14 protein-coding genes are annotated in these 12,425 nt (G+C 31.7%); 7 read left to right on the top strand and 7 right to left on the bottom strand.

Features of this window, described 5'->3' with window-relative positions; all coding sequences use genetic code 11:
* Window positions 1-3: 3 nt before the first annotated feature.
* The 4 genes from C3729_RS00595 to C3729_RS00610 all read right to left on the bottom strand — a co-directional run bounded on the left by C3729_RS00595 (window position 4) and on the right by C3729_RS00610 (window position 3,262).
* Window positions 4-480: a T9SS type A sorting domain-containing protein gene (locus C3729_RS00595; RefSeq protein ID WP_104792362.1), complete on the bottom strand. Its 477-nt coding sequence runs from the start codon at window positions 478-480 to the stop codon at window positions 4-6.
* A gap of 234 nt (window positions 481-714) precedes the next feature.
* Window positions 715-2,157: an aminoacyl-histidine dipeptidase gene (locus C3729_RS00600; protein ID WP_104792363.1), complete on the bottom strand. Its 1,443-nt coding sequence runs from the start codon at window positions 2,155-2,157 to the stop codon at window positions 715-717.
* 77 nt (window positions 2,158-2,234) lie between these two features.
* A complete protein-coding gene (locus C3729_RS00605) occupies window positions 2,235-2,618 on the bottom strand; it encodes a hypothetical protein (protein ID WP_104792364.1) in 384 nt (127 codons plus the stop codon).
* Between the two features lie 47 nt (window positions 2,619-2,665).
* Window positions 2,666-3,262, bottom strand: a complete 597-nt coding sequence (locus C3729_RS00610) for a hypothetical protein (RefSeq protein ID WP_185117718.1) — start codon at window positions 3,260-3,262, stop codon at window positions 2,666-2,668.
* A 76-nt stretch (window positions 3,263-3,338) separates the two neighbouring features.
* Here C3729_RS00610 and recR point away from each other — a divergent pair, with 76 nt between their 5' ends.
* From recR to C3729_RS00635, 5 genes are read left to right on the top strand one after another with little or no spacing between them, the layout of a single operon-like run.
* Entirely contained in the window at window positions 3,339-3,950 is a 612-nt protein-coding gene (gene recR, locus C3729_RS00615; protein ID WP_104792366.1) for a recombination mediator RecR, read from the top strand.
* A gap of 21 nt (window positions 3,951-3,971) precedes the next feature.
* Complete coding sequence (locus C3729_RS00620; protein WP_104792367.1) at window positions 3,972-4,754, top strand: glycosyltransferase family 2 protein; 783 nt, start codon at window positions 3,972-3,974, stop codon at window positions 4,752-4,754.
* Window positions 4,751-5,302, top strand: coding sequence for an acyltransferase (locus C3729_RS00625; protein WP_104792368.1), 552 nt, complete (start codon window positions 4,751-4,753; stop codon window positions 5,300-5,302). Before C3729_RS00620 ends, C3729_RS00625 begins: the two co-directional genes overlap by 4 nt.
* A 4-nt stretch (window positions 5,303-5,306) precedes the next feature.
* On the top strand, window positions 5,307-6,440 hold the full coding sequence (locus C3729_RS00630; RefSeq protein WP_104792369.1) for an NAD-dependent epimerase/dehydratase family protein: 1,134 nt from the start codon (window positions 5,307-5,309) through the stop codon (window positions 6,438-6,440).
* Window positions 6,437-7,459 (top strand): lipopolysaccharide biosynthesis protein, encoded by a 1,023-nt coding sequence (locus tag C3729_RS00635; protein ID WP_104792370.1) that lies wholly within the window; start codon window positions 6,437-6,439, stop codon window positions 7,457-7,459. The genes C3729_RS00630 and C3729_RS00635 overlap by 4 nt, the downstream gene beginning before the upstream one ends.
* A gap of 52 nt (window positions 7,460-7,511) precedes the next feature.
* Here the strand turns inward: C3729_RS00635 and secG are convergent, their stop codons facing one another.
* From secG to C3729_RS00650, 3 genes are all read right to left on the bottom strand, one after another.
* Window positions 7,512-7,850: a preprotein translocase subunit SecG gene (gene secG / locus C3729_RS00640; RefSeq protein WP_069799356.1), complete on the bottom strand. Its 339-nt coding sequence runs from the start codon at window positions 7,848-7,850 to the stop codon at window positions 7,512-7,514.
* 67 nt (window positions 7,851-7,917) lie between these two features.
* On the bottom strand, window positions 7,918-8,400 hold the full coding sequence (locus C3729_RS00645) for a hypothetical protein (protein ID WP_104792371.1): 483 nt from the start codon (window positions 8,398-8,400) through the stop codon (window positions 7,918-7,920).
* A gap of 152 nt (window positions 8,401-8,552) precedes the next feature.
* Window positions 8,553-8,978, bottom strand: coding sequence for a hypothetical protein (locus C3729_RS00650; RefSeq protein ID WP_104792372.1), 426 nt, complete (start codon window positions 8,976-8,978; stop codon window positions 8,553-8,555).
* A 219-nt stretch (window positions 8,979-9,197) separates the two neighbouring features.
* On the opposite strand from C3729_RS00650, the gene C3729_RS00655 reads away from it, so the two are divergent.
* Together C3729_RS00655 and C3729_RS00660 are read left to right on the top strand one after the other, a co-directional pair.
* Window positions 9,198-11,525, top strand: coding sequence for an ATP-dependent helicase (locus C3729_RS00655; protein WP_104792373.1), 2,328 nt, complete (start codon window positions 9,198-9,200; stop codon window positions 11,523-11,525).
* A 60-nt stretch (window positions 11,526-11,585) separates the two neighbouring features.
* Window positions 11,586-12,422 carry an alpha/beta hydrolase gene (locus tag C3729_RS00660; RefSeq protein WP_104792374.1) on the top strand — a complete coding sequence of 279 codons (837 nt, stop codon included), beginning with the start codon at window positions 11,586-11,588 and terminating at the stop codon, window positions 12,420-12,422.
* Window positions 12,423-12,425: the final 3 nt, after the last annotated feature.

Genomic DNA, 12,425 nt, shown 5'->3' on the forward strand with positions numbered 1-12,425 from the left:
GTATTATTTTTTAATTATTTTGAAAGTTTTAATGGTTTGTTTTCCTTTCTTTATATTCAATAAATAGACAGAAGGTAGGCGCTTCACCATATTAATAGAGGAGTCTTTTGAAGAGATTTCATTAGATTCTAATAGACGACCATTAGAGTCTAAAAGTTCAAAACTCAAATTTTTATAATCTTTATTTATACTTATTGTTAAAAAATCTGTAACCGGATTAGGAAATGCGTTGAAAATAAGATTAATGTCTGTTTCGTTAACTCCTAAATACGTGCTCACTTCATAAGCTTGTTGGGTACCTTGAGAAATACTTCCGTTTCCCGAGCTTGTAGTAGTGTAAATTGTTTCTCCAATAGTAGAGCTTACCATTCCTGCTGAAGAACTAGTGTCAGAACCAGAAGAGACAATAGCCGATTGGGCTTTTATAAGAAAAAAATTGCTTAAGATCAAAGCTAAAATAATGTACTTTTTTTTCTTCATTTTAATAATTGTTAATAGTTTAATTGTATTGGGTAAAATATATTTGACAAAGAATAAAATACTATTAGACTTATGCTAATGTATTTTTGTTTTTCAGAGAAATTTCAATTGAAAAATAGATTTTTATTTAATATTTTTCTGTAAAGGATTGTTTCATGATTATTATTATTCAAATATATAAAAAAAATCCAAAACTAAATGTTTTGGATTTTTTTTAAAGTTAAAAGACAATTCTTAATTCTTCACAGGAATATTCTTTAAGATTTCTTGTAAATATTTCCAGAATTTTTGTGCTGAAGGAATATTTGCTCTTTCGTCTGGAGAATGCGCTCCTCTAATCGTAGGACCGAAACTTACCATTTCCATTTTAGGATAATTCGCTCCAATAATTCCACATTCTAAACCTGCATGACAAGCGACAACGTGAGGTTTTGCTCCGAAATCTTTCTCATAAATTTCTGTCATGATTTTAATAATTTCTGCACCTGGTTTTGGTTTCCAACCTGGATATGAACCCGAAAAGTCAACTTGCATTCCTGCCAGTTCAAAAACAGATTTCAGTTGTTCGGCAACAGCCATTTTGGTAGATTCTACCGAAGAACGAGTTAAGTTTAAGATTTTTAAACCACCGTTTTTCAGTTCTACTCTTGCGATATTATTAGATGCTTCTACTAAATCTTCAACGTCTGGAGACATTCTGTATACACCATTGTGGGCAGATTTTAAAGCTAAAATAATTTTTTTAGAGTCTTCTACAGAAAGTCCGTTTTCTGTATTATCAGCAGTAGCAAAATTAATTTCTAAATCTTTTTCAACCGATGCAAATTCTTCTAAAATATCAGATTTAAGAGCTTCTAATTTTTGTAAATATTCAGAAGCATTGTTTACGGAAACCAAAGCGTGAGCTTCTCTAGGAATAGCGTTTCTCAATCCGCCTCCGTCAATAGAAATCAATTGAATTTCGTTAGAAATGCCTGTATAAAGCAATCTTCCCAAGATTACATTAGAGTTGCCAAAACCTTTATGAATATCCATTCCAGAGTGGCCACCTTGTAAACCTTTGATTTCAATTTTTACAAAATTTAAAGAAGTAGAGGTCAGAGTATAGTTTGCAGAAGCCGTTACATCGATTCCACCAGCACAACCTATATCTATTTCGTCATCTTCTTCTGTATCTAGATTTAATAAAATTTCGCCCGTTAATTGACCAGGTTTTAAACCAAGCGCACCTGTCATTCCTGTCTCTTCATCTATGGTAAAAAGAGCTTCAATAGAAGGATGAGCAATGTCTGTACTTTCTAAAATACTCATAATGGCTGCAACGCCAAGTCCATTATCTGCGCCTAAAGTGGTTCCTTTTGCTTTTACCCAATCTCCATCTACATACATTTTGATTCCTTGTGTATCAAAATCGAAATCTACATTATTATTTTTCTGACAAACCATGTCCAGGTGAGATTGTAAAACCACGGTTTGACGGTTTTCCATTCCTGCGGTTGCTGGTTTTTTGATGATGACGTTTCCAACTTCGTCTACAGAAGTGGGTAAACCAAGATTTTCGCCAAAATTTTTAATAAAAGCGATAACTCTTTCTTCCTTTTTAGAAGGACGTGGAACGGCATTAAGTGCCGCAAAGTTTTTCCAAATATTTTGAGGTTCTAAATGGGTAATTGACATATAAAATGATTTCTTACAAAGATAATGAATCGTGAAAATGTAAACATAAAAAAACCTGCAAAATGCAGGCTTTTCTTTTATTTTTTAGCAAGTAAATCTACTTGTTCGTAAATTTTTTTCTTGTATTGTTCTAATTCTTCGCCGTATTTTTCTAAAAATAATCGAGCGCTCATTCCATAAACTGCTTTGTTAATGGTAGTAAAGTCTTTTTCGTTTTGCTTCATTAGCGTTTGATAATCTTCTGAAGAAAGTTCTGCTTTCTTTGATTTAATGTATTTTCTGATGTCAAAATAATATTTGCTAATTTCTAAATCTGCTTCATTGTTTTTAAACGAAGCATCATTCATGGTAAAATAGCTTTGATAATTATCGCTATCTCTTTTTACATTGTTAGAAGAATTTTGTTGCGCAAAAGAAAGTACAGAAACTATCATTGCTGAAAGTAATATTAGCTTTTTCATAATTTTTTGGATTTTATCAAAGATAATAAATATTTTTTGATTTGATGTTAACCTTTTGCTCTTTCTAATAAAACCATCATCATTAGGCTTAAAACTACCAGAGTTTCATCTTCATCTGCAATATCATTGATTTGGTCTAACTGAAATTTTCTACCGAAAAATGAAGGCATTTTCTTCAAACGGTAAATTTCCTTCTCGTTATTATCATGAACGATATAAGTAGGATTGAAAAAATAACCTGTAAAAATTCCCAAAATTGGAATTTCGGTAAAGAATCCGTCTATAATTTTTACCCAAGCATTTTCTTCCTGAACTTTATATTTTTGGTTGTCAAAAGCATCCATTACAAAATAAGTAGCCTTCCAAATAGAGCGCATTCCTTTTCTGGCGATTTTTCCTAAATTCTTTCCAGTATGATCTGTTATGGCGTAACTTGCGTTAAAATCTATCCATTGATTGGCTCTTATTCTGAAATTTTCCTGCGTTCTGCTTTCGTTATTGTAAACAACTACATCTTCTTTGAGTTTGAATAATTTTTGACGAACATAAGCCAAAGAATTTCCGTTTTTGTCAGAAATATTGAAATCACTCGCCAATGTAGAAATTTTAAATTTTAAAAATAGCGGATACTGAAGATTTTGCATAGAAATTTATTTTTGATAAAGATAATTTTAAATTTTCAAATTTTCAGATTTTCAAATTAAAAAGTACATTTGTATAATGAATTTTCCCAGTAAAGTTTTAGAAAAAGCCGTAGAAGAAATTTCTAGTTTGCCCGGAATTGGTAAAAAATCTGCATTGAGACTTGCTTTGCATTTGCTTCGCGTTCCAGAATCTCAAGGAATGGCACTAGGTAAAGCCATCCAAAAATTGGTAACGGACATTAAATATTGTCAGGAATGTCATAATTTTTCAGATGAAGATATTTGCGAAATTTGTAGTAATCATAAGAGAAATGATGAGGTTTTGTGCATTGTAGAAGATGTAAGAGATGTAATGGCGATAGAAAATACGGCTAAATTTAATGGTAAATATTTGGTTTTGGGTGGGAAAATTTCTCCTATGGAAGGAATTGGGCCGCATCAATTGAATATTTCTTCTATTGAAAGAAAACTGAATGAAGGAAAGGTAAAAGAATTGATTTTTGCGCTTTCTGCAACCATGGAAGGAGATACCACAGCGTATTATTTATACAAAAAATTCAAAGGATTTCCGGTGACTTTTTCTACCATTGCTCGTGGAATTTCCGTGGGTGATGAATTGGAATATGCAGACGAAATCTCTTTGGGAAGAAGTATTGTGAATCGTTTGCCTTACAACGAAAAAATGTAATTTTTATAAAAATTTCACTGCATGATTTCTGTAATTATTCCTCTTTACAACGCCGAAAATACCATTCTAGCAGCGCTAGATTCGGTGAAAAATCAAGAAGGGAATTTTGATTTCGAAATCATCGTAATCAATGACGGTTCTACCGATAAAAGCGCTGAAAAAGTTCAACAATTCATAGATGAAAATCCTCAGTTAAAAATTCAATTAATTCATCAGGAAAACAAAGGCGTTTCTTGGGCTAGAAATGCAGGTTTGAGATTAGCAAAAGGAGAATGGATTGCTTTTTTAGATTCGGATGATGTTTGGTTGCCTCATAAAACCAAAGTAATGATGAAGGTTTTAACAGAAAATCCAGAAATAGATTTTTTGGTGGCATTAAGAAATTCTGAAAGGATATGGTTTCCTTATAAAATTAATTATAAAAATCTCGCAAAAATCACTCTTAATAAGTTGCTTTTTAGAATAGAAGGACAGACTTCTACTGCTATATTTAAAAGAAAAATTCTAATAAATACGGGTCTGTTTAATGAGAATCAAAAATATTCTGAAGATGCTAATTATTGGATGAGAATTTCTAAACATAATAATATGTTTATCTTAGCAGAAGATTTGGTGATAACGGGAGCAGGTAAAAAATCTTTTGGTGAATCTGGACTGTCTGCAAATCTTCAAGCAATGGAAAAAGGTATTCAGAAAAATCTTAAAGAAATGTATTTAACAAAAAGAATTAATTTCTCAAAGTATTTTTTCTTTTTTCTTTTCTCTAAACTAAAATATCTTCTTAGAATTTTTAAAAGTAAATGATGATAGATAAATTTTTTTGGACATTACGAGCAGTCTTATATAAACCTTTTTTTGGTAAATTTTCTTTGCCATCATATCTTGGTAAGCCTACACTTATTTTGGGAATAAAAAGAATATTTATAGATAAGAAAGTAAGAATTTTTCCTCATGTGAGAATGGAAACTCATCAAAATGGAACTATAACAATTCAGGAGGATGTTATAATCTCTCAGAATGTACATATTACGTCTGCAAGTAATTTAGTAATAGGGAAAAAATCTTTAATCCTTGCTAATGTGTTTATTACCAATATTGATCATGAATATCAAGAAATAGGTAAACATGTAGTAAAACAAAAATACTTAGTTAAAGAGACTACTATTGGAGAAAATGCGTACATAGGAATGGGAGCTGCAATAATGGCCGGAACTAAACTTGGGAAACAATGTGTAGTTGGAGCAAATTCGGTAGTAAGAGGTGAGTTTCCTGATTATTGTGTAATTGTAGGTGCGCCAGCCCGAGTTGTGAAAAAATACAATCCAGATACTAAAATTTGGGAGGCAATATGATATTATGAAAAAAATTTTAATAACTGGTGGCGCTGGCTTTATTGGGAGTAATCTTAGTCTCAGACTTTTAGAAAAAGGTTATCAGGTAACCGTTTTAGATAATTTATTGCCTCAAGTGCATGGCGAAAATCCAGAGGAAGAATCTCCGCTATTTCAGAATATTTTAGGTAAAGTAAATTTTATAAAAGGAGATGTAACCAAAAAATCTGATTGGCAAAAAGTTCTTAATAATCAAGACGCAATTATACATTTAGCTGCATTAACAGGAACAGGACAATCTATGTATCAGATAGATAAATATACAGATGTTAATGTTTCTGGAACTGCAAAAATGTTAGATGTTTTAGTAAATGAGAGTCACCAAATTAAAAAAGTTATTCTAGCATCTTCTAGAGCAGTTTATGGTGAAGGAAAATATTTTCATAAAGATTTAGGAATTGTTTATCCAGAATCTAGAAAATTAGGTGATTTAGAAAATGCTGATTTTGAAGTAAAAAGTAACATGGGAGAAATCCTTACACCGCTTCCTACAGATGAATCATCCTCACTTCATCCTATTTCAGTGTACGGAATTACAAAACAAATTCAAGAACAATTGGTAATGTCTGTCTGTAGTTCTGTCAATATTGATGCAGTGGCATTAAGATTTCAGAATGTATATGGTGCAGGCCAATCTTTACAAAATCCTTACACAGGAATTCTATCTATTTTTTCTAGTCAAATATTGAATGATGAAAACCTCAATATTTTTGAAGACGGAGAAGAATCTAGAGATTTTATTTACATAGATGATGCAGTAGAGGCCATTATCTTATCACTTGAAAATACGAATTTAAATAAAGAAATTTTTAACATCGGTACAGGAATCTCTACAACCGTTTTAGATGTGGCAAAAACTCTTAAAAAATATTATAAAAAAGATATTGAAATAAATATTTCGGGGCAGTTTAGAATAGGAGATATAAGGCATAATTTTGCAGAGATTTCTTGGGCTCAAAAAAAATTAAATTTTTATCCAAAAATTTCATTTGAAGAAGGGATTGGAAAATTTACAACATGGGTTCTTAAACAAAAAAAAGGTAAAATAAATCTTAATCAATCATTGAATGAGATGAGAGAAAAAGGACTTTTAAAATGATTCAACTGAAGAATAAAAAAATACTTTTTGTTTCCGTAAGTTTTTTTAATTACGAAAAAGCTATTGTTTCTAAACTCGAAGAATTAGGAGCAATTGTAGATTTTTATGACGATAGACCATCTAATTCTCTAATTAATAAAGGTATTGTACGATTAAATAAGAAACTAATTTCTTCTAAAATTAATCATTATTATAAAAAAATTTTAAAAGAAATAAATCAAGAAAATTATGATTATTTTTTACTAATCAAAGGAGAAGCTACACCTCGTTTTTTTGTAAAAGAATTGAAAGCGCGTCTTCCTAAACTCAAAACAATTTATTATACTTTTGATTCATTTGCTGAATACCCTCATCTTGTTTCACATTTAAATGATTTTGATGAAAATTTTACTTTTGATAGAAATGATGCTCATAAATATGGATTGCATTTTCGTCCCTTATTTTTTTTAGATGAATATTACAAGAAGAGAAAGGAAATAAAATCTCCAGAAATTGATATTGCATTTGTAGGGAGCGCACATACAGACCGATATATTATAGGAGAGAATGTAAGAAGCATAGCAGAAAAACTTCAATTAAAAACTTTTTTTTATTATTATGCTATGGGTAAGTTTGTTTTTAAGTTAAAGAAAATATTTGATAAGAATTTGCAATATTTCAATATAAAAAAACTGAGTTTTAAAACACTTTCTCATCAGCAAATCATTGAAATATATCAAAAAACAAAATCCGTCTTAGATATCAATAAACCCTTTCAAAATGGATTAACCATTAGAACTTTTGAAGTTTTAGCATTAGGTAAAAAACTCATTACCACAAATGCAGATGTAATAAATTATCCATTTTATCATCCACAAAATATTTTGATTATAAATAGAGAAAATATAATCTTAGAAAATTTTTTCTTTGAAACAGAATTCAAAGAAATTGAAAATGAAATTTTACAGAAAATTTCTTTAGAATCTTTTATAGAATGTCTTTTTGTAAAAAATCAAGATGAATATTGGAACAATCAATAAAAAAGCGATTCAGAATTTCTGAATCGCTTTTTTAAATATCGTAAATAATAAATTATTTCGTAGCAGTTGGTTTTTGAACCGGAGCTTGTGGAGCTGATTGAGCAGGAGCTTTAGCTTCTTTTTTCTCTGGTGCATTTACGTCTTTAATTTGTACGCTTGGTTTTGCAGTAAGCACTACGCTTAAGAAGATCAATGAAACAATGATAATCGCTAATACCCAAGTTGCTTTTTCCATAAAATCATTTGTTCTCTGTACGCCGAATTGTGCAGAAGAACCGCCAAACGTAGCAGATAAACCTCCACCTTTTGGGTTTTGTGCCATTACAATAATAACTAATAAAACACAAGCTATGATGATTAACACCATGAAAAGACTAAATATAGTACTCATCTTATATTAAAATTTTTGAGTTGCAAATGTAGTGATTATTTTTATAAAATTTGTAAAATATTATAAATTAATTTGTTGGTAAAGGTGCACCAACTGGAATATCACATCTGTGACCAGGCTGTCCGTGTGCAGGATTCATTCCAGCTGCTACACTTGTAGAAGAGGTATTGTTTTGTGGTACAGCAATAGGAGTAGTTGTACTCGTTTGAATATCAGTGGATTTTACCGTTGTGGGTTCTGCTTTTTTAGAATTTAATGGAGCGCCAATTGGAATGTCACATCTGTGATTCGGTTGTCCATGAGGTGGATTCATTCCCGGTGCAGTTGGTTGTGGTTGATTGACTGAAACTGTATTACTTTGTGGAGCAACAGGAGCAGAGTTGTTCATTATGATAGGCGCAGAATTCTGTGCATTTGTCACATTTGATGAATCAGAAGGACTTTTTTGCTCATAAGAAGCCAATTCAGGAGAAAGGGTTTCAGGAGTTTCATTTTTTTTCTGACAAGAAACCAAAGCGAACGCTATTAGAACTAAAGATATTTTTTTCATATTTTTATTTAAATCAAGACGTTAATATTAATTGGATAACTTTTAGTGGTAAATCTAAGTAAAATTTAGAATTAAAATTTAGAAATTCTATTGGGAGTAGTGTTGATTGTTTAACTCCGAATTTTACAAAATCTATTTTATCTGTAGTTTTTTTATTTTCGATAAAATTCAATAGTTTTTAGTAGTTTGTTTCCAGTAATATTTAATTCTGTAATGTCAATATCAAACAATTTGTTTTTTTTAGTTACAATATTCAAATATTCGCTGTATGTTTTTCCAGAACTCAACTTTTCCACATTAATATCCTTAACTTCATCCCAACTAATGAATTTGCTTTCAAGGTTTATTCCTCTTGAGTTAATCAATATTTTTGTTTCAGTGTCAGAAAGTTTTCGAAGATAATATATTAAGTTTAGTGTGCCAATTATAACCAGAAAAATTGAAATTTTAATATTATTTTTTCCAAAGTATGAATAGAATGCAATTCCGAATATTATTATGACAATAATAAAATCAAAACCAATTGAAAATTTTGAAATTCCAATTTTGACTTCTTTATTTTTATTTAAGTTTTCCACTTTGTTTTGGTAAAATTGCAGTAACACTCAAATATACGTAAGTTTTTATATTTACAAGTTATTCTTAAAATCCATATGTCGAGGATTTCTATTCCGTGACCATTAATTTAATCAATTCCTCATTCTATTAAAATAATTTCCAACTCCCATCTTTCGAACTTCACCTTCCAACTCCCAACAAATTTTCATAAATTCGCAACACAAAATTTTAATGCAAGAATGAATTATTTAGAAGGACTCAACGAACCTCAATACGAAGCAGTTACCACTTTACAAGGACCTCTCATGGTTTTGGCAGGAGCTGGTTCTGGTAAAACGCGCGTTCTCACCATGAGAATTGCACATCTTATTACCAACGGAATTGATCCTTTTAATATTTTGGCGCTTACTTTTACCAACAAAGCCGCCAAAGAAATGAAACTGCGTATTGCAAAAGTAGTAGGAGAAGGTAATGCCAAATCTCTTTGGATGGGAACTTTCCACTCTGTTTTTGCCAGAATTCTGAGAAGCGAAGCGCATTATCTCGGTTTTCCTTCTAATTTTACCATTTATGACACGCAAGATTCTCTCAATGTTCTCAAAAAAGTCTTGAAAGACCTCAATATTGACCAAGAATTATACAAGCCTAAAAAAGTTCAAGCTAGAATTTCTAGCTATAAGAACAATCTCATCACAGTTCGTGCCTATCAGAATAATCCAGAATTAATCGAAGCAGACGAACGTTCAAACATGAAATACATTGGCAAAATCTACGAGAAATATGTAGAGCAATGTTTCAGAAATGGCGCGATGGATTTTGATGATTTACTCTTGAGAACCAATGAATTATTGACGAGATTTCCAGAAGTTTTAGCCAAATATCAAGATAGATTCAGATATATTTTGGTAGATGAGTACCAAGATACCAACCATTCTCAATATTTAATAGTGAAGGCGCTTTCTTCAAAATTTGAAAATATTTGTGTGGTAGGAGATGATGCGCAGTCCATTTACTCTTTCCGTGGTGCTAATATTTATAATATTTTGAACTTCAAGAAAGATTATCCAGATGCCAAAACCGTTTCTCTGGAGCAGAATTACCGTTCTACGCAAAATATTGTCAACGCTGCGAATGTGGTGATTGCCAGAAACAAAGAACAGTTCAAGAAAAATGTATTCAGTGATAATGAAGTGGGCGATAAGATAAAGGTTTTCCGAGCGCTTTCAGATGCAGACGAAGCCAATTTTGTGGCGAATAACATTTGGGAACAGCACAACGCTAACCAAAGAAAATTTACAGATTTTGCCATTTTATATAGAACCAATTCCCAGACCAGAGCTTTCGAAGATGCGCTGAGACGTAAAAATATTCCGTACAGAGTTTATGGCGGTTTAAGTTTTTACCAAAGAAAAGAAATCAAAGATTTGGTGGCGTATTTAAGGCTTTTGGTCAATGAAAATGACAGCGAAGCTTTGCTCAGAGTCATCAATTATCCCACTCGTGGAATTGGAGAAACCACTCAGAATAAATTGATTGTTTTTGCGGATTCACAAAATGTGAGTTTGGCGAATGTTTTAGATAATTTAGGAATTTATGCACCACATTTAGGTTTTAACAATGGCGTGATTTCTAAATTGGCAGATTTTTGGAGCATGATTAAAGCATTCCAAGTGATGCTGAAAACCGAAAATGTGTACACCGTTGCAATGGAAGTTGCCCAAAGAAGTGGTTTAATCAAGTTTTTGAAAGACGACCAAACTCCTGAAGGAATTTCTAGAGTAGAAAACGTGCAAGAACTCATGAACTCTATGCAAGGTTTCATAGAGGAGCAACAACAGTTAGAAGACGGAGACCCAAGTTTGTCGAGTTTTCTAGAAAACATCGCACTTTCTACCGACCAAGACAAGAAATCTGAAAACGAAGACCAAGTTTCTTTGATGACGATTCACTTGTCAAAAGGATTGGAGTTTCCAGTAGTTCATTTGGTAGGTTTAGAAGAAAATTTGTTCCCAAGTTTTATGAGTTCTTCCACGCGTGAAGAGTTGGAAGAAGAGCGAAGATTATTCTACGTAGCTTTAACCAGAGCCGAAAAACAGGTGTTCTTTTCTTACGCCGTTTCCAGATTTCAATGGGGTAAAATTACAGATGCTGAACCTTCCAGATTCTTAAGCGAAGTAGACGAAGAGTATATAGAATTCTTAAATCCAGCCGTAGAAAGCAGATTTGTAAATAAATCTGGATTAAGTTCAGATATTTTTGGTGATAATTCTTTTGAGCCTAGAACTTTCAAAAAAATTGAAAAGAAGAAACTTTCTTCTTCTGAACCTGAATCTTTGCCTTTACCTAAAAAATTAAAACCGGTTGCTTCAGCAAAAATCATCAACCCGAGCGGAAATTCTTCTCAAGATATTGAAGTAGGAGACAGAGTTCGTCATGATAGATTTGGAGTAGGAGAAGTAGTTTTTCTTGATGGAACCGACCCAGAAAATATTAAAGCTAAAGTAAAATTTGTAACAGAAGGAGAAAAAAATCTAATCCTGAAATTTGCAAAATTGACGAAACTATAAACGAAAAAAACGTGCGTATTTGCACGTTTTTTATTTTTTAAACCAAATTCAATTTCTACTATGAAAAAGTTATGGGTATTTTTATTTTTCATCTTTATTTCAATGCAATTATTTGCGCAAAATAAAGATTATCAAACGATTACGAATATTCATTATTACAATGAATCTATTAATAAATCAGATGTTTACATCAATGAACGTTGTGTCTTAGATGTTTATATTCCTAAAAATGTAAAGAATTTTTCTACAGTGATTTGGTTTCACGGAGGTGGATTAACTGGTGGAAACAAAGAAATTCCTAAATATTTACAGGAGAAAGGAATTGCGATCATTGGCGTTAATTACAGACTTTCACCTCATGTAAATGCGGCGAAAGCTATTGAAGATGCAGCAGCGGCAACTGCTTGGGTTTTTAAAAATATTAAAAATTATGGTGGTGATGAAAATTTAATTTTTATCTCAGGACATTCTGCGGGTGGTTATTTGGCGAGCATGGTTGCATTGAACAAAGATTACCTTGCAAAATACAATCTAGATGCGAATCGATTGGCAGGAATTATTCCTTTTAGCGGACATACTATCACACATTTTACCATCAGAAAAGAAAAAGGTTTTCCAGAATATAAACCACTAATTGATGAATTTGCACCGCTGTATTTTGTAAGAGCAGATGCGCCACCGATGTTGTTAATTACCGGCGATAGAGAATTAGAATTATTCGGTAGATACGAAGAAAACGCTTATATGCAAAGAATGATGAAACTAGCTGGGCATCAACAAACTACATTGTATGAATTGCAAGGTTTCGACCATGGCGGAATGGCAGAACCAGCATTTCCATTGCTTTTAAAAGAAATAAAAAGAATAGAAAAACTGAAAGAAGTAAAAGTGAAATAAATT

This window comes from Cloacibacterium normanense, from assembly GCF_002943105.1.
In the GTDB taxonomy this organism is placed as follows: Bacteria; Bacteroidota; Bacteroidia; order Flavobacteriales; family Weeksellaceae; genus Cloacibacterium.